Source organism: Gemmatimonadaceae bacterium (assembly GCA_036496605.1).
Lineage (GTDB): Bacteria > Gemmatimonadota > Gemmatimonadetes > Gemmatimonadales > Gemmatimonadaceae > AG2.
In genome coordinates, this window is the sequence record DASXKV010000055.1 from 1 (window position 1) to 23,518 (window position 23,518).

Here is a 23,518-nt window from a genome sequence, read left to right on the forward strand (position 1 = left end):
CTCGACGCGCCCTTCTCGACGCGCCCTTCTCGACGCGCCCTTCTCGACGCGCCCTTCTCGACGCGCCCTTCTCGACGCGCCCTTCTCGACGCGCCCTTCTCGACGCGCCCTTCTACTTCGCCGTCGCGACCGCCAGTTCGTACCGGTCGTGATGGCGCACCCACGCCTGCGGGTCGTCGAGATGCTCCTCGTCCCGCCCCTCCGGCGTGAGGTCGAGAAAATTGTACGTCAGGTTGAGGAGATCGATGCCGCGCGCGTAGGTCGAGTACGTATGAAAGATCGTTCCGTCCTCGCCCTTGTAGAACACGCTCACGCCCTCGCGCTCCGACCCCACCGGACCGCGCCGGTAGTTGTAATACCCGGACTTCGCCTTCACGTCGTTAGCCGTGAACGACACGAAATAATCGTAGTTGAAGTCGGTTCCGTTGGATGACAGCCATTTGAACTGCCATCCCATGCGCCGTCTGAACGCGTCGAGCTGCTCGCGCGTCGCCCGCGAGATCGCGACGAACGTCGTGTCACGCTGATGCAGATGCTCGCCGTGGATCGCCAGCACGTCGAAGCTGTCCGCCCAGAACGAGCAGTGCGGACACCCTTCCTTCGCCTCCGGCGCGAACATGAAGTGATAGACGATGAGCTGACGTCGGCCCTCGAACAGATCGCCGAGCGTCTCCTTGCCGTTAGGCCCGTCGAAGAGATACGTCTTGTCGACGCGTTCCCACGGTAGCGCGCGCCGGTCGCGCGCGATCGCGTCCCGGGCTTCCGAGAACGCCTTTTCCTTCTCCAGTAGCCCGATGCGCGCGGCGAGCCATTGCTCGTGTGAGACGACAGGGTGATTCGTGATCGGACCGCTATCGTAGTTGGCCACGGCCGTCCTCCTCTTCCTCTGCGTTCGGTCTCCCAGTATATTCAACCAATCGGTTGAACACAAGCTGCCCTTATGCCACTGGACGGCAACGCCAGCCTCGACCACGTCTACGGCGCCATCGCGGACCCCACGCGACGCGCCATCCTGAGTCTCCTCGCCCGCGGTGACGTCACCGTCGGCGCTCTCGCGGAGCAATTCCCGATCTCACTCAACGGCGTGTCCAAGCACGTGAAGGTCCTCGAGCGCGCGGGGCTCGTGGATCGCCGCGTCGACGGCCGCGAGCACTGGCTCACGCTCAACCCCGCTCCGCTCGGCAACGCCACCCGCTGGCTCGACCGCTATCGCACCTTCTGGCAGAACCGTCTCGCGGCACTCGAGGACCTGCTCGTCGGCGAGAGTCGCAAGCCACGAAAGCGCGCTCGACGTAAATGACCCAACCGCCCGAGCCCCTCGTCGTTCGACGCACGATCCCAATTCCGCGCGACCGTGTTTTCGACGCCTGGCTCGACCCGGTGCGTCTTGCTCGTTTCATGCGTCCTGGCGGCACTGGACGCGCCACGGCCGAGGTCGATCCTCGTGTCGGCGGCCGATTCCGCATCGTTATGCACCATCCCAACGGTCCGCCGGACGGAACGGCGCACACTGGTGAGTATCTTGTAATCGACCGGCCGAAACGGCTCTCGTTCACGTGGCGCTCGATCCACACGGACGACCGCGCAACGACCGTCACGATCGACTTTCTGGACCGTGGCGGCGAAACCGAGGTCGTTCTCACTCACGCGCAGCTGCCGCCAAGGGAGATCGAGGGCCACCGCAAAGGCTGGAGCGATATCCTTGGCGCCCTTAACGCCTAGCCCCTAGCCCCTCTCATTGCCGGCAAGGGCCGTGCGGGTCGGCAGGCTTGGGCACGTCCAGCTTCGGTCTGGCGGGTGCATTCGCGAGCAGCATCGACGCGTCGTACACCATCCGTGACACGCGCGCCATGTCCGGATAATCGATGTACTGCGCTTCGTCCGTCACCTGGTGATAATCGAGATGCTCGCCGCGCGAGAGCGCGACCGCGGGAATCCCATAACGCGCGTAGCTGAAGTGATCGGCGCGGCAGTAGTACTGCAGCGGATGTCCCGGCTGGTCGTACTCGAGATTGAAGACGAAGGGCACCGGCTGATGCGCGTTAGCCGAGTCGAGCGCTTCGCCGAACTCGCGAGAAAGGCGCTTCGAGCCAACCGACTCGAGGTACGTCGGACTTCCCGCGCCCGTACCGTTGTGCGGAAAATCCGTCGGCAGCGCGCGCCCGACCATGTCCTGATCGATCTCACCGACGACGGAATCGAGCGGAACGGTCCCGTGATCGGTGAACCATCGGGAGCCGACGAGCCCGTCCTCCTCACCCGTGTGACTGACGAAGAGAATGGAGCGCCGCGGATGCGCGCTGCCGCGCGACATCGCTTCAGCAATCTCTAAAATCGAGACGGTACCCGTGCCATCGTCGTCGGCGCCATTGCGAATCGAATCGAGCCGCGGTTTGTGCACACGACGAAGGCTGTCGAGTATCGCGTGAATCCGCATCCACTCGTCAGGCGTTGGCTCGCGCAGCGGCGAGTCGGCGCCCATGGGACGAACGACGCGATTGAATGCGCGCAGCGAATCATGATCGACCGGCGCGTGATCGTAACCGACGTGATCGTTATGCGCCGTGAGCGAGACGTACTCGCCTCGAAGCGCCGGATCGCTGCCCCGCAGAATCGCGACGACGTTGCGCGCCGGATACGGTACCGGCGTTACGCGGAAACCGAAATGACCCGAGACGCGTCGTCCGGTTGCGCCCTGCGTCAGCCGTCCCGGCTCGGCGCCGAGCATTGTTGCCGCGGCCGATCGCGAGAGCCACACCACGGGCACCGCCGCGGGATTCGTCGACGTGTCCGGCACGGAGCGTCCATCGCGGTAACGTGCGGCGAATTCCGGCGGCAGGTTCTCGAGCAGCACGATCGCGATCGCCTTCGCGTGCATGAACCGCCCGGGCGCCAGACGAATGCTGCGCAGCGACGGATCAGAGGGCACGAGGACGACGACCTTGTCGGTCGCCTGCTCTGCCGTAATCGCGGCGTTCGGATCACTCGCGGAACCTCCGTACACCACTTCTGTTCCGTCCAGTGTCCGTCGTCCTGCCGCTAACGTTGTCGGAAGAAAATCGCGCCCGACCTGCATTAGCTTGCCGTCCACCTCGAGCTGCGACGACGGATCCACCACCGCGGTCCAGAACGGGACTACCTGGAAGTATGTCCCATGCTCACCAGCAGGCTCGAGTCCCAGTCGGCGAAACTCCGACGCGATGTACTCGGCGGCCTTGAAGTCTCCTTCGCTCCCGCTTGCCCGCCCCATCATCGAGTCGTCGGCGATGATCCGCAGCCGGTGCTCCATATCTTCGGGCGTGATCGCCGCGACGGTACCGGTTCCGGCCGACCGCTGGCTGGATCCGGCGCAGCCAAGGATGCACGCAGCAAGGAGCGGGAGACTGCGATTCACGAGACGCGGCACGAATTCTACTCCTCGGGAGGAATGCGGTGAACATACAGCACGGTCACCGGCTTTCGATAGGACCGCTTACCGAGGCTTTACAGTACTTTCAACTTCGCTAAACAACTGTCATCCTGAGGAGCGAAAAGCGACGAAGGACCTACTCTCCCTTGTTGCAGGCTTGCCACTAGCAAGAGACAGTAGATCCTTCGCTGCGCTCAGGATGACAAGAGACGCCCGTGAAGATCTGCGCGAGATGCACGAGCGTCTCGGTCGTTTTCTCCAGGCCCCGACGCGAGTTGAACTCGAGCTTCCCGTGGAAGTTGTGTCCACCGGTGAAGATGTTCGGACAAGGCAACCCGCGAAACGTCAACTTCGATCCGTCCGTTCCGCCGCGAATCGGACGCATGAACGGCTTCACGCCGGCCCGTCGCGCCGCCTCGAAGGCGTTCTCGATCAGCTCGGGATGATTCTCGAGAATCTCCTTCATGTTCTTGTACTGCTCCTTCACGTCGACGCGTACCCGAACACGCGGGAACTTGCTCTCCGTCTCCGCGGCGAGCCGGCGGACGAGCGATTCCTTCGCGTCCAGCCCACTCATGTCGAAGTCACGCAACAGAACCTTGATGCTCGACTCCTCCACGTCGGCGACGCCCGAATATGGATGCACGAAGCCGACGCGCTCGTCGGTCGTCTCGGGCAGCATGTCGTTAGGCATGCGCGTGAGAAAATACCCTAGGGCGTGAATCGCGTTGACCATCACGCCCTTCGCCGTCCCGGGATGCGTGCTCTTGCCAGCGAAGGTCACCGTCGCGAGGCGCGCGCTCCACGTCTCGTCGTTGATCTCGCCGATCTCGCCGCCGTCGACCGTGTAGGCAAACTGCGTCCCGAAGGCGGCGACGTCGAACTTCTCGATCCCCATCCCGATCTCCTCGTCGGCCGTGAAGCCGATCTTGATCGTGCCATGCGGGATCTCGGGATTGCGCGCGAGCACGTCGACGAACGTCATGATCGCCGCCAGGCCGGCCTTGTCGTCGGAGCCGAGGAGCGTCGTGCCGTCGGTGGTGATGATGTCGTCACCGACGAGGGACGCGAGGTCCGGGTTCTGCGCGATCGTGATCACCTGGGTCGGATCCCCAGGGAGAACGATGTCGCCACCCTGATAGTTCGCGTGAATCACGGGCTTGACGTTCGCACCGGTCAACGCCGGCGACGTATCGACATGCGCGAGGAGACCGATCACCGGTACGGCCGCAGCGTGATCGTTAGGCAGATTGCTCGGGATCGATGCGTAGACCATGCAGAACTCGCTCACGCGAACATCGTCCGCGCCGAGCTGGCGCAACTCGTCGGCAAGCAACCGAGCGAGCGTCCACTGTTTCTCCGTACTCGGCGTACTCTTGCCATCGTCGGCCGATTGCGTGTCGATGCGCACGTAGCGCAGGAAGCGATCGACGACCGATTCCGAAGGAGGCCTGAGCATCCGCGTCTAGCGGCCGCGCATCCGATCGAGCGACGACTGGACTTCGTTAGGCAAGAGGAGATTGTCGGCGATCCCCGCAATCTCTTCGGCGTCGCGCCAAGCGGCTTCGAGCAGCGCGAGCTCGCCCGCCATCGCCCGTCGTTCCGCATCCTCGTGCAACGCCATTTCGAGTCCCAACCGATCGATCGTCGTTAGGCCGTACAGTCCGGTCTTGCCGATTCGCCCCTTCCGTCCGAAGCGATGCGGGCGGCCGCGAACGGCCGTGAGCATCTCCGCGCGCCGTGCCAGTTGCTCGACGTAGCGCTCTGGCCCGCCGACCTCCTCGATCTGTCCGACCGCTGTGGCGACCGTCGATCGAGAACCGCCGAATCGATTCACGGCCGGCACGACCACCGACGCGATCCGGATCGCCTCCGGTCCCTCGAAGTGCGACTGACCATTCTTGTACCGGAGGTCGATCGCGAGCGTCCCGTCACTGCCGCTCGACAGCTGGCTCTCGGCGAGGTGCCGTCGCCTAACGACCAGAACACGGTTATCGTCCGTGCGAACTCTCGCGACAACCGACTCGTCGCTCCCGCGAATCGCGAGCCTGCCAAATTGCGAGAACATCCAGCCGAAGCTGGCGACGGAGACGCCGATCGTCACGCCGCCGATCGCCAGTGCGCCGACCGCGGCGAGCCCGCCGCCGGCGATGAGCATCTGCCGTGTGCGACGACGCCCGAACTGATCGCCATAACGCCACGCCGCGAATTCCGGTCGCAGCGGGGCGCCAATTCTCACGAGCTCCGTCCCGTCGGAGAGCCGAGCGAGCCCAATCTCCGCCGTCGCGACGCGCTTCCGTGTGTCGGTATAGAGTTTCTCCGCCTGCTCCATCGTCTCCCAGCGCTCGTCGAGCGGCGAGAGATTCCAGCGCTCACACTTCCGGCAGACGACCCAGAGTCGTCCCTTGGCGGCATCGAACGCGAGTCGACGTCCGATCGGGAACGCTTCGAACGTCGAGTTCGTACCTAACGATTGATTACAGAAGAGGCAGGTGGCGTACACGGTGGGCGCAGGCGAGGGACATCGTATACTACCGGCTTGCCCCAGCGCAGGTTTCTCCGGCCAGTGGCGACCAGCGAGCGCAAGACGACAATGAGGCTGTGCCGCAAGGACTTAGGCGTCCGCCGGCGCCGATCGTGGACGCCGCCCTGGTGGTCGACCGAGCGAGTTCACAAAGATCGTCCCGGCTCGTTGCGAGTGGCGTTGTTCGATGCGAGCAGGGTGCTCGGTTGCGGGAATTCTATGATGAACCATTTGGAATGAGTCGCTATTCCCAGATTCGGCGCGCTCCCAGCAAAGGTACGCCTCCTGCACGACATCTTCGGCCTCGTCGTAGTCGGCGAGCATGCGATAAGCGCGACCGAGCAAGTGCGGCCGCAGCGCGATGACGTCGCATGTCTTCAGCTCCATAAGCGAGATCCCCCGATGTCAGACACCGATACCCTTCCGCCAGCCGCCGCCGAGCACGCGACTGACAGCGCATCCGCCACCGAGCGCATCGACGCCACCCGCGTTGCCCCCGAAGCCTACCGTGCAATGCTCAGCCTCGAGAGCTACGTCAAGAAGTCGGGCCTCGAGCCGAAGCTCATGAATCTCGTCAAGCTCCGCGCGTCGTACATCAATGGCTGCGCCTACTGCGTCGACATGCACACGAAGGACGCGCGCCACGACGGCGAAACCGAACAGCGCCTCTACGCGATCACCGTCTGGCGCGAGACGCCCTTCTTCACGGACCGCGAACGTGCCGCGCTCGCGTGGGCCGAAGCCGTTACCGAAATCTGGAAGGCTGGCGTGTCCGATGAGCTGTACGAGGTCGCACGATCGCAGTTCAGCGAGAAGGAGCTCGTCGACCTGACGATGGCCGTCGTCACGATCAACGGGTGGAATCGGCTGGCGATTCCGTTTCACGCGACCGTTGGCGGCTACGTCGCTGGCTCCACGCACTGAATGGCGAACGCGGCGCGAAACTTTCGTCTGGCAAGCGGTCATGCGACCAGCATTGATCGCGGCCGTGATCCTCGTCGTGGCGTGCGGTCGTCATGTGACGCTTCCGCCAGTCCCGGTGGCGCTTCCCGGCGCCGCCGATTCCGCTGATCGTGCGCTGGCGCGCTCGCTCGCGCCCGTACTCTTCGTGCAGCGCGACGAGCCCTTTCCACTCGTGCGCGTCGTCGCAGTACTCCACCCGAGTCGGCCCATCATCGCCTACCATCTTCTCTGGAGTCACGACGTCAACGGACAGTGGATGCCGTGGACGAAGCCGAGTGACGAAGAGGAGGTCTGGGTCGGCTACGATTCGACGACGCGCGCGCCGACGATGCTCTGGACTTACTGGCACGGCACCATTTTGTCGACTGATTGGCATGACAAGGGGCCGCCTGCGATCGACGTGCAATGGGGGAAGCACGGCTCGCTGCCTCACGGCGTCATCGAGAGCGATCTTCCAGCTTTGAAGTCGCTCAACGCATTCTACGTCAGCGAGTACTTGCTCCTGCCAGATATCTGGCTCGGCAAGCTCGCGCACGGCGGTCCCTGGGGCTTCTTCCACGGCTATCGCCGCTATCGAGACTTCAGCACCCAGCTGCCTCTGAGTATCAATCTCGACGCGATCGTGCGCGCCGAGGACGCGCGACCGGCGCTCCGTGCGGTGTTCGGATCGATCTACTCGAACAAACGCTGGTGGCCCGAGTGATGAACCCGCTGTACGTTCGTCGCCGTGACCGACCTGACCGCATCTCCCGCCGCCGCTAGCGACCACAAGGTCGACGACTCCAGTCTCGCCGCATTCTATCGCGGGATGACCGTTTCCGAGCGACGCACCATGTTTGCGTGCGCGCTCGGCTACGCGCTCGATGGTCTCGACTTCACGATTTACACGCTGGTCCTCGGGACCGTGATTGCGCTCTGGCATGTCGACCGCGGACCCGCTGGGCTCACCGTCAGCGCCACGCTCGTGTGCTCGGCGTTTGGTGGCTGGCTAGCTGGCTACGTCTCGGATCGCGTCGGTCGAGTGCGTGCCGTGCAGATCACCGTCCTCTGGTTCGCGCTGTTCAGCCTCTTGTCAGCCGTGGCGCAGAGCTTCGATCAACTGGCGCTCTGTCGGGCTCTGCTCGGATTCGGTTTCGGCGGAGAGTGGACCGCCGGCGCAGCACTGATGAGCGAGGCGATTCGCCCGCGGTATCGCGGTCGCGCCGTGGGTTGCGTGCAGTCCGGCTGGGCTGTGGGCTGGGGCAGCGCCGTGCTGCTGCAGGCGATCATCTATTCGATCGTGCCTGACCAACAAGCGTGGCGATGGATGTTCGCGTTAGGCTTCATACCGGCGCTCTACGTTCTGTTCGTGCGCCGCTTCGTCGAAGAGCCGCCGGCTGCCGCGGCCGCGCGAAAAGAATCGATGGGGTCGATCTGGGAGATCTTCAGACGCGACCTCCTCAAGACGACCGCGCTCGCGGCGCTGCTCGGCACTGGGGCGCAGGGCGGCTATTATGCCCTGAATACGTGGCTGCCAGTCTTCCTCCAGAGTGAACGACACCTAACGATCGTCGGTTCGACGAGCTATCTCGCGTTCCTCATCACCGGCGCCTTCACGGGATATCTCACCGGCGCCTGGCTCGCCGATCGCATCGGCCGGCGACAACTCTTTCTGCTCTTCTCGGCCGGCGCCCTCGTGATGTCGCTCGTGTACACGCGCGCGCCCGTGACGAACGGCGTGCTGTGGATCCTCGGCTTTCCGCTCGGCTTCGTTGCGTCCGGGTATTTCGCCGGGATGGGCTCGTTTCTAGCCGAGCTTTTTCCTACTCGGGTTCGCGGCTCGGCGATGGGATTCGCTTATAACTTTGGGCGGGGAATTGGCGCAACCTTCCCTGCCCTCGTAGGCTACATCTCGGCGACGATGCACCTGTCGAGCGCGATCGCGATCTTCACGACCATTGCCTACAGCCTCATGGGCATCGCCGCGTTCTTGCTCCCGGAGACGCGCGGCCGAGCCCTGACCTCGTGAACGGACGCGAGGTTCGGCTCGCGGCGAGAGCGGGCACGCTCACTGGCCCGACCGCGGGCCTCGCTCCGGGATTCGTGCAGGGCAATCTCGTTATCGTACCTAACGACTATGCCGACGATTTTGCGACGTTCTGTCAGCTCAACCCGAAGCCCTGTCCGGTAGTCGACGTAACCGTGCCAGGTGTGCCTAACGTACCGACCTTGGGCGCCGACCTCGATCTCCGAACCGATCTCCCGCGCTACCGCGTATGGCGCGACGGCGAGCTCGCGGAGGAGGTCCCAGATGTGTCACACTTCTGGCGCGGCGATCTCGTTGGTTTTGTCCTCGGCTGCTCCTTCACCTTCGAAGATGCGCTGATGGCCGCGGGCATTCCGCTCAAGCACCTCGCGGCGGGAAAGAATGTCGCGATGTACCTTACGAACATCGACTGCGAGACAGTGGGTCCGTTCGCCGGGCCGCTCGTCGTCTCGATGCGTCCTCTCAGCGCAGCCGACGCAGATCGCGCGATCGAGATCACGGCATCCTTCCCGTCAGCTCATGGCGCCCCGGTGCACGTCGGCAAGCCGGAGGAGATAGGCATTAGAGATATCTCATCACCCGACTACGGAGACGCGGTCGAGATCGCGCCGGGCGAGATGCCGGTATTCTGGGCCTGTGGCGTCACTCCTCAAGCCGTGCTCGCCAACGCGCGCATTCCGTTCGCGATCACCCACGCGCCGGGTTGCATGCTCGTCACGGACGTAAGGGCATTCAGCCAGAGTCCTGCGCTTTCTTACTGACCATTAGCCGTCGATGTTGCTCCGGCCATCTCGAGTCAGTCATTTAATACGCCGCAAATCGAGTCGCGATGGCTGCTACTGAAGCAATCGAAAATCTGTGGACTGTCGACGAGCGCTCGCTCACCGAATTCTCCCGTACTCTGGAGAAGCCCCCGAGCTCGCTCGCCTGGGCGCAGCTTCGCCGGGACGCCGAGCAGATCGCGCTCGCGCCTGGATTCGACCGGCTGATCACGCTCGACGCCAACACGATCAAGGAGCTTCCGCATCAGATCGAGGTCGCGCGGCGCGTCCTTCGTCACATGGGCGGCCGCGCCATTCTCGCCGATGAGGTCGGGCTCGGCAAGACGATCGAAGCCGGTATCATTCTGAAAGAGCTCACGGTCCGCGGTCTCTCGCGGCGAGTGTTGATCCTGACGCCGGCGTCGTTGGTGACGCAGTGGCAAGGAGAGCTCGAGACCAAGTTCTTCGAGCGCTTCGACACGCCGACCGAGCCGGAGGATTGGACAGAAGCCACGAGAGCAATCGTATCCTACGACCGCGCGATCAGCGCGCGACATGGCAAGGCGATCCTTCGCCATCGGTGGGACCTCGTCATCATCGACGAGGCGCACAAGGTCAAGAACCACACGGCCGCGCGTTACAAGTTCATTCAACGACTCGACCGCAATTATCTCCTCCTGCTCACGGCCACGCCGCTGCAAAACGATTTACGCGAGCTGTATAATCTTGTCACCTTGTTACGCCCTGGTCAGCTGGGGACGTGGCGCGAGTTCAAGTCGCGACACCTAACGAGTGGCGACAAGCGAACGCCGAAGGATGCCGACCTGCTCAAGGAGCTCACGGCGCAGGTCATGGTCCGCACGCGCCGGTCGAGCGTCGCGTTGGCGCTCGAGCTTCCGCCGCGCCGGCCAGTGCATCCCACGATCAACCTCACTCCGCGCGAGACGGCGCTCTATCAGGAGACAGCCGCGTTCCTGCGCGAGCTGTATCGCGAAGGCTTCGTCGCCGCGGAGGAGGACGATAAGGAGGCCAATGGAGGCCGACGCAAGCGTCGAACGGGCAAAGGCATTCTCCAGCTCGAGCTGATGCGTCTCTCGCAGCGACTCTGCTCCTCGGCAGCCGCGCTTGCCGTTTCGTTGAATACGCTCTCCGAAGGAGAGCTCCTCACGCCAAAGTATCGCAAGCGCGCACGCGAGCTTGCGGCCGACGCGAGCCGCGTCAGGACACATGCGAAGCTCAAGGAGCTCGAGCGCGTGCTCTCCGAAGATCACGATCGCGTGATCGTCTTCAGCGAGCACCTGCCGACGCTCGATCTCATCGCGAAGCACGTCACGCGACTGAAGCGAACGCCGATCGTCTACTCGGGCGCGCTGTCGATGAGCGAGCGCGCGAAGAAGCTCGCTGCCTTCAAAGAAGACCCTTCCTCCGTATTCGTGGCGACGCGCGCCGGCACCGAGGGACTGAACCTGCAATTCTGCAATCGCCTCGTGAACTACGAGCTGCCGTGGAATCCGATGGTCGTGGAACAGCGCATCGGGCGCATCCACCGCATCGGTCAGACTCGTGAGGCGCACATCGTCAACTTCGCCGCGCGCGACACGGTCGAAGCGCATGTGCTGAGACTCCTCGATGAGAAGATCAAGCTCTTCGAGCTCGTCATCGGCGAGCTCGATGTCATACTCGGCGATTTCGGCGGAACGGATTCCCTCGAGGAGCGTCTCGCCGAGGCCTGGCTCGCCGCCGACTCGGACGACGCGTTCAACGTGCGCGTGGAGGCGATCGGCGAGGAGATCGTCTCGAGCCGCGAAGCGGGCAAGCGGCAGGAAGAGCTCAACTCCGACGTCGCCGCGGAAGACAACGCGCAACTCGTCGAACGCGATTTTCGTCAGCTCACGATTCCCGCGCGCGTGCGACTCGCCTTCGGCACGAACCATCTGCAACTCGCTGCCGGCGTCGACGCAAAGCGACGACGCATTGGCCTTCACGTCGGCGAGATCCAGGAGGCGCTGGAGAACACGGCGGCACCCGAGGACGCGGGCGCTCATGCGGAGTACGGCCCGCTCACGCTGCTCACCGGAGTGACCGGTTCCGGTCGAAGCGTGCGGCTGACCGTGCAGGGCGACACGCTTCCGATGACGCTCGTCGACGTCGCCGCCGATGCGGCGCCCGGAGCGAAACGCTGATGGCCGCGAAGCGTGGGAAAGTGAAAGGGAAACGCAAACCTTCGGCGTCCAGCTCTACCGGAGAATTCGCCGCGGAGTCGCAGGAGCCGCTCGTCGACGCGCGAATTCGTCCGCTGCTGGAGCGCTACGTCTCCATGGCCGGCGCGGAGCTCATCGATGTCGGCCGCGGGATCGTAGAGCTGCAGCTGCCGGATGACGAGCAGCAATGGTTTCGCGATCGCCCAACGATTCGCATCGCGTTCACGCTCGACGCCATGGAGCGCGACCCGGAAGCGGAGATCGCCGTCGTCGGCAGTCCATTCCTCGAGCAGCTCGTCGCGGCGATCCGGGCGCACGGAACTCGTGCGTCCTATGGACGTCTCGCGCCGGAGCATGAGCCACAGGCCGATGCCGCCGAGCTCCAGGTGCCGATCGCGAATGCAACCGCTGGGGCGCCTGTCGTCGACGTCGCGTGGCATCGCGCCGTTCGTCTGCTCGCGCGAGTCGTCGTTCAGGCCGGGGGTGAGGTCGAAGAGCACCTGCTCGAGAGCGACTTCTTCGACGCGACCACGGGTATCGCGGTGCCAAAGGCGATCGCAGACAAATGCGCTGCACTGACTCCTCGTCGCCGGGGCGCGAAGAAAGACGATGTGCCGCATGCCCAGGCGCGGCCAACCGCTGACCTCATCGCACTCGCGCTGGCCGACCTCCGGTTATCGCTCCACTCGAAGGTGACGCGTCTCCGCAAGGCCGCAGAGCGCGCGCTGAAAGAGGAACTGCGCCGGCTCGACGGCTACTATGAGTCTCTTCTAAACGACGCCGCAGCGCGAGGCGCTACCGACGAGGAATCCGCCGCTCGGCGCGCCGTCGAGGCCGAACATGCGCGGCGACGGGCCGAGGAGGAGCGACGTCACCAGGTGAGGGCGATCGTTCACCCGGTGCAGCTCACCGAGTGCGAGCTGCTCGTGCAGCGTGCGACGTGGAAGCTCGTCGGGCATGAGAACATTCACGCGGAGCTCGTGGCCGAGCGGTGGCTGAACGGCGACGGCGGCTGGACGCTGGCGTGCCCGCATTGTGGCGCGTCGAGCCTCGAGTCACTCTCGTTATGCAGCTCCGGCCACGTCGCGTGCGATACCTGCGCGTCGACGTGCAATGTCTGTGATGATGTGTTCTGCAGGGACCACGGCATCTCCGCCTGTCACGTCGATGGCCAGGCAACCTGCGCCGAGCACGCCCGAATGTGCGTCTCGTGCAACAAGGCATATTGCACCGAGCACGAGCTGACCTGCGTGGAAGGCGGCCACGCTGCGTGCAGTGACTGTGTGACGCCGTGCGCGATCTGCAGCCGGCCAGTCTGCGACGAGCATGCGACAGCGACGTCGTCCTCCGCGCCACACGGCCAGCGCCGCCTGTGCGGAGAATGCGTGCGAAAATGCGAGGGTGGCGCGAACGAGATCGTCGGAGCCGACGAAGTGATGCAATGCTCGAGCTGCGAGAAAGACGTCTGCGAGCATCACTACAAGACGTGCAGCGTCGACAGCGCGGTTCACTGCACGAAGCATCTCCGGCGGACCCACGGCTCGCATCGACTCCTCTGTGAGCGACATCGCGAGGAATGCGCGTTCGAGCCCGCCTCGATCTTCGCGACTGACGAGCTCCAGGAGTGCGCTTCGTGCGGTGCGCAGGTGTGCGACAAGCACTCGCACAAGTGCGTGGAGGATGGCCGCGTCCATTGCGATCGGGACGTCATCGCGCTTCGCAACGAGCCCGGCAAGTTCGCATGCCTAACGCATGGCGCGATCTGCCACGTCGACCGGACCGGCCACCGCATCGCCGACACCGTCCAATGCCCGGTGTGCACGAGAGCGGCGTGCAAATCGCACGTGCGGGCATGCGGGTGGTGTGGACGCGGCGTTTGTCTGAGCGATTTCAAAACCATGAACAGCAACTGCGTCACCTGTACGCAGCTCAAGGAGCTCACCGAGCCGTCGGACGCATTGATCGAGACGGTTGCGACGACCCTGGACAATCGGCAGCGGCCGACCAAAATGAAGAGCGCGCGCGATGCCACGCACACGATCGTCGAGGTTCACCTCGGCTGGACGCGTCGCGTCGTGCTGGCGATCCGCCACAGTGACGGCGTCGCCGAGATCGGGAAGACGCACTCCGCTGTTGGGTCGAAGAAGCTACCACGGAGCGCCTGAGATCTCGATACCGCGCTCCTTGCGCGAATCACATATCATTTCTTCGCGAGTTGATCGACCTCGTCCTTGATCTTCCGCGTGCTCGCCTCGAACTGATCGATCGACTTCGTCGGGACCAGATTTGCCGCGATCGGCTTCAACATCGAGGGGTACTTCGGCACATCGGAGAACGAGTCATCCTTCGTCAACGCCGATAGCACGCCGATGCCCATGACCGTCGCGGCAGCGACGACGCCTACGCGCCATTGGCGACGGCGAGGCAGCATGGAGGCGAGCGACATGTGTCCGGCAACGAGCGTCGCAATCAATGCGGCAGCGATGACGTACGATAGCGCCGAGACAACGCCTGCGTCGGGAAAGACAAAGATCAGCCAGCTGTCGATTACGCTCCACGTCATCGCACCAAGCGCAACCGCCGATGCAACCGCCAAATGTCCTGCGAAGCGGAACTGCTGCACGATGATTCGGCTCGCGACGGACCAGAGTCCCGACCACAGAGCGAGAAGCCCGCCGACGCCGAGCGTAGTCGACACGATCTTGCTCGCAACGGAGCGACTCGCATCGTCGAGCCACGCGCCGACGGCAACTGCGATCAAGGTGAGAAGCACAATGGACAAGCGAGCCCGGATAGTCGTTGGGAAACGTAGGCCCGCGCGCTGTTCAGTCGTGACTGCAGACGCTACATGGCCGTCAACGAGGGCCGGGGAGACGGCTTCGTTCGGATCACGGAAGCGAATGATGGTTCGGCCCAGACGCAGTACGTCGCCGGGCCCAACGACGGCAGGACCAACGAGCCGTTGCGTACCGGCGAGAAGGCCGTTCACGCTACCGAGATCTTCGACGAGTGCACCCCCGTCGTCGTCGAGCGTGACACGGGCGTGATTCGCGTCTACGTACGGATCGTCGAGCACGACATCGTTCGCGAGCCCCCGACCGATCGTCAGCGTCTCACCGTTGACCCGATGCCGCGTGCGTGCTCCATCGGCATGCGTCACCTCGAGGATCAGCGCCATGAGACGTGCTCCAGATACCGTTGCGACAACTTCTGCACGTTCTCGAACGTGACACCGGACAACGTGAGCGTGGAGACGAGTCCGACGTTGCTTCGGCCGAGGACCGCCACCTTCAGCACGGCGTCGTACAATTCCCCGAGCTTCCGGTAGCGCCGCAGGCACAGCACCGACCGCATGGGCGTGTCCGCGTTCCGGATGTTCCGTGTGCTGCAGCGCCAACTCGTAACCTGTTCCTCCTCGCCGCTCGGCGTATTGTCGCGTCCGAACATGAAGCTGTACAGCGAGAAGAAACGCAGGGGGTTGAGCGTCGTCGTCGAGACGAGTTTGTGCTCGACGCTGATGACGCCGGAGCTCTCGTCGCCGGCGATGAACACATAGTCATCGGTCGAGCAGCGATGCGTCACGGTTTCGTAGGGCAAATCCTTCCGGCGGCTCGCATCGGCCCAGCATCGAAAGAAGGGTGCTGGCTCGGTGGGCACCTGGTACGGGCCGAGCGCGATCGTCTTCACGTTCGACGCAAACATGTCGTGGAGGTATGCATTCTGATAATCACGCAGCTGGCGCCCCACTAGCTCGAGAGTCGGTGACGGTGCTCCGTTGGGCGAAGTGGCTTGCTGAAACAGCAGTACCGCAGGCTCGACGGGTACCAGGAAACCAAGCTCCTCGCCTTCGGTCGCGACGTTGATGCCGACGACGCGGCCGTCCTCGGCGATCGTCGGACCGCCGCTCATGCCCGGATTCAAGGCGCCCGTGAAGTGCAATCGCGGCTGGCGCGCATGTGGGAGATAACCGTTGTATGTACCCTCGACGATACTCAGCCCGAGATCTTCAGGATGTCCGAGTGAGTAGAGCCGGGCGCCCTGCGCGATCGAGACGGGTCCAAGCGAGAAATGAGAATGGTCGCGTACGTCCGTTGCGAGGACGGCAAGGTCATCCACGACGTCGATGGCGAGGACACGCACGACATGCGACGCTCCGGTGACGTCGATCATCTCGGCCCGATAGCGCTCCGGTGAGTTGATCAACTTCGAAATGACGTGATAGTTCGTGATCACGTGACCGGCGCTGCTCACAAAAAAACCGGAGCCGATCGTCGCCTTCGCCGCCGATCTCGTCTCGACGACCTGGATCTTGATCACGCGATCGGCGTAATGTCGGAAGACCTCGGACGTGGCAACGCTCTCCTGACCATGAAGCGATTTCGCCGCGAGGAGAAGCGAGACCACGCAAGATGATAGAGTGCGAATTATGCGCATGGGTGACTAATGTCTCATCGTGTGGAGCGACTGGCAACAGCTCAGGCAGCGGCGCGCGGTGCGGTCGCGTCGAGGCATTGACGCAATCGAGCCTCGACGAGCGCGCTGGTGGATCGCAGGTTATACCGCACCATGAGCAGCGCTGCGCCGAGCATCATCGAGGCGATCGATAGAACCTTCCCGGCAGGCTCGTTGCCCTGCCAGAGCGTCGCCGTCGCTGCGACCACGACGGCGAGCATGAACACGCTCATCGGGATTCTCGTGAATGGCGCCGTGACGACGCGGCCTCTGATTCGCGAGCCCGAACCCGCCGGCTCGACCAGGCCCACGAAGCGCGCCCCTTCTATAGAGAGGCTATCGCCATACTCGGGCTGGAAGAGAAAGTCCTCGTTCGCCTCGCTCAGTCTCCAACCCACGATCTGGCGGCGCCGGAACGCCTCGAGCGTCGGCAAGCCTCGCGACGCTGCGAACGCGCGCACGCGGGTGCGCGTCTCACTCGCAGTGAGAGTCGATTCGATGATCAGCGGCCGGGTGAAGACCATGTCTGCAAGACGACTGGACCCGGCCGGCAGCACACTAGCCGCCGGCTGTGACCCCGCGGACCTCGGCCTTTTCCTCTGGCGTGCGTCGCTGGGCGGCTGCAGATCCAGGAAGTGGATTTCTGAGATCGTTCCACGCAATGCTGCCGTCGTCGCTGTACAGAAGGTCCCATACCGAACCGTCATCACACAGCACCGTCGCGCCATTATTGTTCGCGAACGGTATGGCCACGACAGGTACACGAACATTTCCAGCCATCTTCTTCTCCCGTTAGGCAGGCAACTCGGGTCTCACCGATCGATGCACGGCGATCCTGGGTCTCAAGATACGCCACGAGAGCAGGTGCCGGTGCTACTCGCGAGGCACTTCGATCAGCGCGACGTCGGAGTTCTCCTCGGCTCGCTGGAAGAGGATAGCGCTTCCGTCTCGTGATATATCGAAACGGCTGACGGATTGAACCGCTTTCAATCGGGTGAGCTGCCGACGCGCGCCCGTGCGGACGTCGAATAGCCAGAAATCCTGATGCCGGAAGCCTCCGAGCTTGACTACCACGCCCTGCCCGCTCGGGAGAAACCGGTAGCTGTCGGCGAGGCGATCGACGAGGAGGTCGCGGAACGGCAGCGGATACGGCGTTCCGTCCGGCCGTACGCTCTCGAGCGGGACGCTCCGACCGCGCGGGGTTCCGGAATAGAGAATGAAGCTGCCATCCGGCGACCACACTGGGTCGAACGAGACTGAATTGACCAGACGCACCGGTTGCTCGCCGTTCACGGGAATCTTGAAGACGTGCGTCGCGTCCCCATCGCGGGCGGCCATGGCTATCCACGCACCGTCGGGAGACCACGACGGCGCACCGCGTACGTCGAGTGACTCAGCGAGCGTCCACTCCCGGCGGCCGTCGACGTCCCTGCATCGTAGCTTCGACCGCCCGCGCAATCGTACGGCCGCGCAGATCGTCTTGCCGTTAGGCGACACGGCGGCGGCCCCCGACAGCGCTCCGTCGCTGGGGCGCCACAGCTCGGTCGCGTCCTGGCGCGAGAGGCGCCAGATCGCGTCGGCGCCGCCGCGCGACGCCAGGTACAGCACCGACGAATCGGGTGCATACCGCGGTCCCGCCGACCGTGCCGTTGGGAGCGACAGCCGCGTTGCGCTCGTCTCGTCCGCGATCCCGTCGCCGACTGGCACACTCCACAACGCCACGCTCGGGTTGGACACGGTCACCACGACCCGCCGTGGCTTTCCGTGAAGCTCGGCGCTCGCGGCGACGGAGATGACGTGCTCCACGCTCGAGCTGAGTCGGATCGGCGTGCGCTCGCGCAGATCCATCATGTACAACCACGGACCCGTTCCATCGTCGTCGGTCGCGGTATAGAGCAGGGTCCGATCATCCACCAGCACGGGCAGGCGCACGCGCGAGTTGTGCGCCGTGATGCGCTCGACGGCGCCGCCCGCCACCGGTATGCGGCAGATATCCATCTCGTTAGGTGGCACCCCGTGCGAGAAGTAGAGATGTCGGCCGTCCGGTGACCAGCTCAAGTCGTGTGAATGCACGCCTGGCGGCGCGACGTAGATGCGCTGGACATTCCGGCCATCGGCATCGCCGACGAAGATTGGATCGCCCGGGGTCGTCTCGTGGTAGGCGAGTCGCGCACCATCCGGGGACCAGGCGACCATGACCGCAGTCGGCAGAAAGGGGCGTTGCGGTCCGCCCGTTCGCGGCACCAGCGCCACACTCGCCGGCGACGTGAGGTCCGCCACGCGGATCCACACCTGAGCGCCATCGGGAGTGAAGCCGACGTTGCGCACATCTTCGTTGAACAACTGCGGCAGGCGACCGTTGGTCAGATTGAGAAAGTGCCCGCTCCCGATCTCACTGACGAACGCGTCGAACACTCCTTCACGGTCGGCGAGGAACGCGACGTGCCTTCCGTCCCGCGATATCGTCGCGTCCACTTCCGAGCCCGGAAAGTCCGTGACCCGCTCGATGTGCATCTTCGCCCAGCGGTCCCGCCATTCGTTAGGCGACGCCGGGCGCGCGACGATCGCAGCGGCCTCCTCGAGCTCGCGCATCAGCTCTTCGGCACTCTGCCATCGGTCTTGCGGTCGCTTCTCGAGACAGCGCATCATCAGCGCCGCCAGTCGGGGCGGTGTGTCCGGCGACAACCTGACGAGTTCCGGCGGCGCGTCGTGAAGATGGCCGCGGAGAGTCGCGTGGCGGGTCTCCGCCACGAATGGCGTGCGCCCAGCGAGCAACTCGTATCCAAGCACGCCGACGGCGTAGATATCGGAGCGATGATCGATCGTGTCGCCGGCAATCTGCTCCGGGGCCATGTATGCCGGTGTCCCGAGCGCGACCCCGCCCGGGCCCGCGCCATCGTGTGCTCGAGTCGTCGCTCGCGCGATCCCGAAATCCGTGAGCAGCGCATGCCGGCCGGACACCAGCACGTTGTCCGGCTTGATGTCACTATGGACGATGCCGCGCGCGTGCGCGTACGCGAGCGCGTCACAGACGTCGCGAAGCACGACCGTTACCTCAGTAGCGTCGAGACGACCCTCACGCGTAAGGCGCTGACGCAGCGACAGGCCCGGCTCGTACGGCATCACGTAATACAGCGCGCCGCCCGCGTCCCCCGAATCGTAGAGGGGCACGATGTGCGGGTGGTGCATCTGGGCGACCATCTCGATCTCGCGGAGGAAGTGCTCCTTGCCTAACGCGGTTGCGACGAACGGATGCACGACCTTCACGGCGACGTCGCGCGCGTGCCGCACGTCTCTCGCCAGGAAAACCGTCGCCATGCCGCCGCGACCCAGCTCTCCCGTGAGGGAGTAGCGTTCACGCAGCGCATCGGGGAAGTGCTCATCCTCCTCCAGCAAGGCCGCAAAGCGCTCGCGCGGCGGCATGCTCAGCATCGCGAGCTCCCGCTCGCATTCGTTGCTCAATGCCTGGAGCTCCGCACGCCGTTGGGTATCGCCAGCGCTCAGCGTCTCGATCAGCATCTCTCGAGCGTCAGGCGGCGTATCGAGAAGGGCGTCGACGAGCGACGCGAGCTCCGGCCAACGCTCCGAGGAATCCATGAGCCTAACGAATATACGCGTTAGGCGCCGAGCGCCCGTCGGAGGATGATGCGCGCCTTCACCCAGTCGCGCTGGACGGTGCGCACCGTGAGACCGAGCGCTTCAGCGGTCTCGGTCTCCGTGAGTCCGCCGAAGAATCGGCAGTCCACGACGCGCGCCAGACGCGGATCCCACGCTGCCAAACGCTCGAGCGCCTCGTTGAGATCGAGCACCATCTCCGCCTGGCCGTCCGCTCCCATCACGTCGTCGTCGAAGGTGACGTGATCGCCCACCGCCGCCCCGCCGCGCTTTGCCGTCATGCGCGCTCGTGCCCGATCGACCAGTACATAACGCATCGCAAGCGACGCCAGGGCGAGGAAATGGGAGCGGTCGTTCGATGTCACGGCCGACTGCTCCGCGAGCTTGAGGTACGTCTCGTGGACGAGCGCCGTCGTGGAAAGCGTTCCTCGTCCGCCCCGACCGAGGCGGCGATGGGCGATTTGCCGCAGCTCCAGATATGCGGACGAGACGGCCAGGTCGATCGACTCGCGCGCGCCGCTCGGCAGCTCTGTGCGTTGTGGAGATGTCGTGTTTGGGCTCGGCTCCTCGATACAGCGGGTGAGCACAGGCACGTCGCGGCGCCTGGTCCACCGTTATCGCCCGCAAACATATGGCGACGGAGCCTGGAGAAACAGACCCACCTACTCACTTGGAGGAGAGCCATGTCAACGTTTGTGAACACGCGCATCGCGCCGCTGATGCTCGCGATGGCGCTGGCCTGCCGAGGCGGAGGCGACGCCGTCGATCCGCACGCGAAGAGTGCCGCGATGGGCCCTTCGATGGCCGAAGCCGCCACGGTGTCAACAACCTCTACACTTCTCGCCCGCTCGACCTTCAGCGATCCAAAGGATCAGAACTTCAACGTCCAACGCATCACCGACGATTGGCATATCCAGATCAAATCGAAGCCGGCGTTCGACATCGCGGTTCAGACGATCAATTTTCCGCCAGGCTCGGCGAGCGGTTGGCACACCCACCCAGGACCGGTGTTCATCCAGGTGGTGTCGGGGACGATGACGTTCTACCAGTCGGACGATCCGACGTGCTCACCGCAGGTTCGTACGGTAGGTCAGGGCTTCCTCGATCTCGGCGAGCACCCGCACATCGCGGTGAATGAGACGAACGCTCCGGCTCAGAACATCGTCACGTACTTTGCGCCACCGGGGGCGGCACTGAAGATCATGGCAACCGAGCCGCCTAATTGTTCTTTCTGATAGATGCTCAGTCGACTACGTTGCACGCGCGGCCGGGCGACACGAGCGTCGTCCGGCGCGCGTTGCGTGTCCGGCCGTCGAGATCACAACTCGCGTAGGGCTTCCAGCGGATCGATGCGCGTCGCGCGGCGGGCGGGGAGGTGGCTCGCAAGGAGGGATACAACGAGCAATGTTGCGCTGGCGATCGTCAGGACCAGCGGATCGCTGCCGGACACACCGTAGAGCAGTGCGCCCATGCCGCGGCCGCCCGCGACCGCTGCAACAATGCCGATGCCAACGCCGATTGCCGCGAGGCGTAGTCCCTGCGACAGCACCAAACGGTGCACGTCACTCCGCTGTGCGCCTAACGCGACGCGCACGCCGATTTCGTGCGTGCGTTGGCCGACGCGGAACGCGAGCACTCCATAGAGGCCGACGATCGCCAGGACCATTGCAACGGCGCCGAAAAGACCGAACATCACCGCGCCGAGCCGCCAGGGACGGAATTGCGGCTCGAGCGCCGTGCTGAATGCCGTCACATCGGGATAGGGGAGGTCCGGCCCCAACGTCTCCATGAGTCGCCTAACGTCTGGGGCGAGCGCGGGCGCGGCACCACGGGTGCGCACGTGAGACATTCCACGACGCATGAGATCTTCGATGCGCTCGGCGAGGAAGCTGTCGAGCTGCTCATCGGCATCTGCTTGCGCGACGTCCCGGCGGCGAATCGGGAGCCGAAACAGGCGGCGGACGCCGGCGCGAATACCTCGTTGTTCACTGGTCATGTTTCCACCGTCCGCGCGGTGAGAATCGTGCTGAGGGCATCGACATGGTGCAGCAGCTCCGCGGTTTGCTTTCGCAGGCTGGCCCGGCCCTCTGTCGTTAGGCGATAGTATCGCGCGCGGCGGCCGTTCTCGGTCACGCCCCATTGCGCGCTGATGAATCGGCGCGCCTACATGCGGTGCAACGCTTGGAGGAGTGCCGCGTCGACGACCTTCAGCTGGCTATCCGATCGGCGCTCGAGCCAGCTCGAGATCTCGAAACCGTGCATCGGCGCCCAGGGAGGGCTTTGAGGATCATCACGTCGAGCGTTCCCTTGAGCAACGCCACAGTGGATCTCGGGCTAAGAGGCTTAGGGAAGACACTTTGGGGAAGAGTGTCGCGGGCTTCCCGGCTTCGCAAGCGACGCCCCAGACGACCATTAGTGTTTCGGCGAGCCAAGTGATAATGACACTGCTGAGTGCGATCGAGCTCGAGAGCCTCAATCTGCACGTCGACCTGGGGCTTAAGAATCTGGTGCCGCGGGGGCCCATACCGGCAGCTGATCGGTCGCTCGGGGCGCGCGGCAAGAACTGAAGGGCCGGCCGATATGCACAGCGGCAGCAGCGTCGCCCCTGCGAGTTTCTTCCGAACTCGTTAGGCGACCGCTGCCGGAGTACTGCCCACTCACCGGCAGCCGTATTGGATCAACTGCGTTGAATCCAGCAAGCGTCGGTCCTGTCGCCGCACCGTGCTACGGTGCCGGTACGCATCCTCCGGCCGAAAGGTGAAATCCCGAATCGGACTGTCAGCCGCTTCGGACAAGCATGATGGCCCGCACCCGCGCGGAGTCCGGAATGACGTCCGCGTGCTGTGAGACATCTCAGGGAGCGGCGCCACTCGACCCTCGACTACGTGAGTCCGGCCGCGTATGAAGCGCAGCTGCGCGTGGCCGCGTAGCGCGTCACCGCAAAACCGACCTCCCAAAATCGCGCTAGACGGCAGATCGGCACCCGACCCAAGGCTGGAGTCCATCTGGATTGAACACTACTTTCAAATTTCCTCATCCCCAGTTCCACACTTAACGCCGTGTCTACCAAACGGGGACAAGCTCACACTTAGACGTCAGGTGCTGACGCCTAGGCGAAGCCGCGTAGGTGGTCCGGACCCACGCGGCTCCGCGCCTTCGGCGAGCACTCAATTGGATTGGTCCCCGCCAAAGAATTGCACACGAATTCGCTGCAACTCAAGGCGCGCCTCCTCGGAACCCTCGAAGAAGTCCTCCCAAAAGCCCCGACGCAGTAGACTCGGGAACCCGATCTCCAGCGCGCCGTTGTGAAGAGTGCACCTCCAGTGGTCTGAGACTGCGCCGTCGACGATTTCAAAGTCACGTGCCGCAAAAAAGGCCGACACGTGATCATCGCTGAACAATTGGAGGAGAATTCCCCGTTCTGCGGACGCAAGTACCCCGAGTACCGCGTAAGCCTTGCCCACCGTCAGCCACTTACTATCGGCTCGCGCTTGGCCAGTTGTTGCACTGGAAATCCGAAGGCACCGTACACGCATCAGATAATTCCGTTGTTGAGCAGGACCTTGT

At 64.1% G+C, this 23,518-nt stretch carries 22 protein-coding genes; 10 read left to right on the top strand and 12 right to left on the bottom strand.

The features are described from left to right. Positions 1–112: 112 nt before the first annotated feature. Positions 113–868 carry a thioredoxin family protein gene (locus tag VGH98_22585; GenBank protein ID HEY2378786.1) on the bottom strand — a complete coding sequence of 252 codons (756 nt, stop codon included), beginning with the start codon at positions 866–868 and terminating at the stop codon, positions 113–115. Between the two features lie 72 nt (positions 869–940). On the opposite strand from VGH98_22585, the gene VGH98_22590 reads away from it, so the two are divergent. Beyond that, positions 941–1,300 carry a metalloregulator ArsR/SmtB family transcription factor gene (locus VGH98_22590; GenBank protein HEY2378787.1) on the top strand — a complete coding sequence of 120 codons (360 nt, stop codon included), beginning with the start codon at positions 941–943 and terminating at the stop codon, positions 1,298–1,300. After that, complete coding sequence (locus VGH98_22595; GenBank protein ID HEY2378788.1) at positions 1,297–1,722, top strand: SRPBCC domain-containing protein; 426 nt, start codon at positions 1,297–1,299, stop codon at positions 1,720–1,722. Before VGH98_22590 ends, VGH98_22595 begins: the two co-directional genes overlap by 4 nt. Positions 1,723–1,735: 13 nt before the next feature. On the opposite strand, the gene VGH98_22600 is transcribed toward VGH98_22595, so the two are convergent. From VGH98_22600 to VGH98_22610, 3 genes are all read right to left on the bottom strand, one after another. Then, positions 1,736–3,406, bottom strand: a complete 1,671-nt coding sequence (locus VGH98_22600; GenBank protein HEY2378789.1) for a M28 family peptidase — start codon at positions 3,404–3,406, stop codon at positions 1,736–1,738. 166 nt (positions 3,407–3,572) lie between these two features. Beyond that, the gene (pepT, locus tag VGH98_22605; protein HEY2378790.1) at positions 3,573–4,868 is read right to left on the bottom strand and encodes a peptidase T; all 1,296 of its coding nucleotides are present in this window, start codon (positions 4,866–4,868) and stop codon (positions 3,573–3,575) included. 6 nt (positions 4,869–4,874) lie between these two features. Beyond that, positions 4,875–5,912, bottom strand: a complete 1,038-nt coding sequence (locus tag VGH98_22610) for a hypothetical protein (protein ID HEY2378791.1) — start codon at positions 5,910–5,912, stop codon at positions 4,875–4,877. A 423-nt stretch (positions 5,913–6,335) separates the two neighbouring features. On the opposite strand from VGH98_22610, the gene VGH98_22615 reads away from it, so the two are divergent. The 6 genes from VGH98_22615 (at position 6,336) to VGH98_22640 (ending at position 14,049) form a co-directional block, all read left to right on the top strand. Continuing rightward, positions 6,336–6,857: a carboxymuconolactone decarboxylase family protein gene (locus tag VGH98_22615; protein ID HEY2378792.1), complete on the top strand. Its 522-nt coding sequence runs from the start codon at positions 6,336–6,338 to the stop codon at positions 6,855–6,857. A 40-nt stretch (positions 6,858–6,897) separates the two neighbouring features. Beyond that, positions 6,898–7,599, top strand: coding sequence for a hypothetical protein (locus VGH98_22620; protein HEY2378793.1), 702 nt, complete (start codon positions 6,898–6,900; stop codon positions 7,597–7,599). A 24-nt stretch (positions 7,600–7,623) separates the two neighbouring features. Next, positions 7,624–8,904, top strand: a complete 1,281-nt coding sequence (locus VGH98_22625) for an MFS transporter (GenBank protein HEY2378794.1) — start codon at positions 7,624–7,626, stop codon at positions 8,902–8,904. Then, positions 8,901–9,683 carry a putative hydro-lyase gene (locus tag VGH98_22630; GenBank protein ID HEY2378795.1) on the top strand — a complete coding sequence of 261 codons (783 nt, stop codon included), beginning with the start codon at positions 8,901–8,903 and terminating at the stop codon, positions 9,681–9,683. Before VGH98_22625 ends, VGH98_22630 begins: the two co-directional genes overlap by 4 nt. A 68-nt stretch (positions 9,684–9,751) precedes the next feature. Continuing rightward, positions 9,752–11,866 carry a DEAD/DEAH box helicase gene (locus VGH98_22635; protein HEY2378796.1) on the top strand — a complete coding sequence of 705 codons (2,115 nt, stop codon included), beginning with the start codon at positions 9,752–9,754 and terminating at the stop codon, positions 11,864–11,866. Beyond that, on the top strand, positions 11,866–14,049 hold the full coding sequence (locus VGH98_22640) for a hypothetical protein (protein ID HEY2378797.1): 2,184 nt from the start codon (positions 11,866–11,868) through the stop codon (positions 14,047–14,049). The genes VGH98_22635 and VGH98_22640 overlap by 1 nt, the downstream gene beginning before the upstream one ends. Positions 14,050–14,084: 35 nt before the next feature. Here VGH98_22640 and VGH98_22645 read toward each other — a convergent pair whose 3' ends face one another. The 6 genes from VGH98_22645 to VGH98_22670 all read right to left on the bottom strand — a co-directional run bounded on the left by VGH98_22645 (position 14,085) and on the right by VGH98_22670 (position 20,544). Further along, positions 14,085–15,062, bottom strand: coding sequence for an FHA domain-containing protein (locus VGH98_22645; GenBank protein ID HEY2378798.1), 978 nt, complete (start codon positions 15,060–15,062; stop codon positions 14,085–14,087). Continuing rightward, entirely contained in the window at positions 15,053–16,288 is a 1,236-nt protein-coding gene (locus VGH98_22650) for a serine protease (GenBank protein HEY2378799.1), read from the bottom strand. Before VGH98_22650 ends, VGH98_22645 begins: the two co-directional genes overlap by 10 nt. A gap of 71 nt (positions 16,289–16,359) precedes the next feature. Then, positions 16,360–16,860, bottom strand: a complete 501-nt coding sequence (locus VGH98_22655) for a hypothetical protein (GenBank protein ID HEY2378800.1) — start codon at positions 16,858–16,860, stop codon at positions 16,360–16,362. Between the two features lie 34 nt (positions 16,861–16,894). Continuing rightward, positions 16,895–17,116, bottom strand: coding sequence for a hypothetical protein (locus VGH98_22660; protein ID HEY2378801.1), 222 nt, complete (start codon positions 17,114–17,116; stop codon positions 16,895–16,897). Positions 17,117–17,209: 93 nt separating this feature from the next. Further along, complete coding sequence (locus VGH98_22665) at positions 17,210–19,933, bottom strand: protein kinase (protein ID HEY2378802.1); 2,724 nt, start codon at positions 19,931–19,933, stop codon at positions 17,210–17,212. Positions 19,934–19,953: 20 nt separating this feature from the next. Continuing rightward, positions 19,954–20,544, bottom strand: coding sequence for an ECF-type sigma factor (locus tag VGH98_22670; GenBank protein ID HEY2378803.1), 591 nt, complete (start codon positions 20,542–20,544; stop codon positions 19,954–19,956). 90 nt (positions 20,545–20,634) lie between these two features. Between VGH98_22670 and VGH98_22675 the strand changes: the two genes are divergently transcribed. Beyond that, positions 20,635–21,186, top strand: coding sequence for a hypothetical protein (locus VGH98_22675; protein ID HEY2378804.1), 552 nt, complete (start codon positions 20,635–20,637; stop codon positions 21,184–21,186). An 83-nt stretch (positions 21,187–21,269) separates the two neighbouring features. Here the strand turns inward: VGH98_22675 and VGH98_22680 are convergent, their stop codons facing one another. Both VGH98_22680 and VGH98_22685 read right to left on the bottom strand, forming a co-directional pair. Then, a complete protein-coding gene (locus VGH98_22680; protein ID HEY2378805.1) occupies positions 21,270–21,947 on the bottom strand; it encodes an FtsX-like permease family protein in 678 nt (225 codons plus the stop codon). Next, a complete protein-coding gene (locus VGH98_22685) occupies positions 21,944–22,084 on the bottom strand; it encodes a hypothetical protein (protein HEY2378806.1) in 141 nt (46 codons plus the stop codon). Before VGH98_22685 ends, VGH98_22680 begins: the two co-directional genes overlap by 4 nt. Positions 22,085–22,389: 305 nt before the next feature. Between VGH98_22685 and VGH98_22690 the strand changes: the two genes are divergently transcribed. After that, positions 22,390–22,518, top strand: a complete 129-nt coding sequence (locus VGH98_22690) for a hypothetical protein (protein HEY2378807.1) — start codon at positions 22,390–22,392, stop codon at positions 22,516–22,518. The last annotated feature ends 1,000 nt before the right edge of the window (positions 22,519–23,518 follow it).

Coding starts and splice junctions, on each gene's coding strand:
- VGH98_22675 (HEY2378804.1), top strand. CDS start 20,635: ATGTCAACGTTTGTGAACACGCGCATCGCGCCGCTGATGCTCGCGATG.
- VGH98_22595 (HEY2378788.1), top strand. CDS start 1,297: ATGACCCAACCGCCCGAGCCCCTCGTCGTTCGACGCACGATCCCAATT.
- VGH98_22590 (HEY2378787.1), top strand. CDS start 941: ATGCCACTGGACGGCAACGCCAGCCTCGACCACGTCTACGGCGCCATC.
- VGH98_22655 (HEY2378800.1), bottom strand. CDS start 16,860: ATGGTCTTCACCCGGCCGCTGATCATCGAATCGACTCTCACTGCGAGT.
- VGH98_22635 (HEY2378796.1), top strand. CDS start 9,752: ATGGCTGCTACTGAAGCAATCGAAAATCTGTGGACTGTCGACGAGCGC.
- VGH98_22640 (HEY2378797.1), top strand. CDS start 11,866: ATGGCCGCGAAGCGTGGGAAAGTGAAAGGGAAACGCAAACCTTCGGCG.
- VGH98_22645 (HEY2378798.1), bottom strand. CDS start 15,062: ATGGCGCTGATCCTCGAGGTGACGCATGCCGATGGAGCACGCACGCGG.
- VGH98_22665 (HEY2378802.1), bottom strand. CDS start 19,933: ATGGATTCCTCGGAGCGTTGGCCGGAGCTCGCGTCGCTCGTCGACGCC.
- VGH98_22690 (HEY2378807.1), top strand. CDS start 22,390: ATGACACTGCTGAGTGCGATCGAGCTCGAGAGCCTCAATCTGCACGTC.
- VGH98_22660 (HEY2378801.1), bottom strand. CDS start 17,116: ATGGCTGGAAATGTTCGTGTACCTGTCGTGGCCATACCGTTCGCGAAC.
- VGH98_22615 (HEY2378792.1), top strand. CDS start 6,336: ATGTCAGACACCGATACCCTTCCGCCAGCCGCCGCCGAGCACGCGACT.
- VGH98_22620 (HEY2378793.1), top strand. CDS start 6,898: ATGCGACCAGCATTGATCGCGGCCGTGATCCTCGTCGTGGCGTGCGGT.
- pepT (HEY2378790.1), bottom strand. CDS start 4,868: ATGCTCAGGCCTCCTTCGGAATCGGTCGTCGATCGCTTCCTGCGCTAC.
- VGH98_22680 (HEY2378805.1), bottom strand. CDS start 21,947: ATGACCAGTGAACAACGAGGTATTCGCGCCGGCGTCCGCCGCCTGTTT.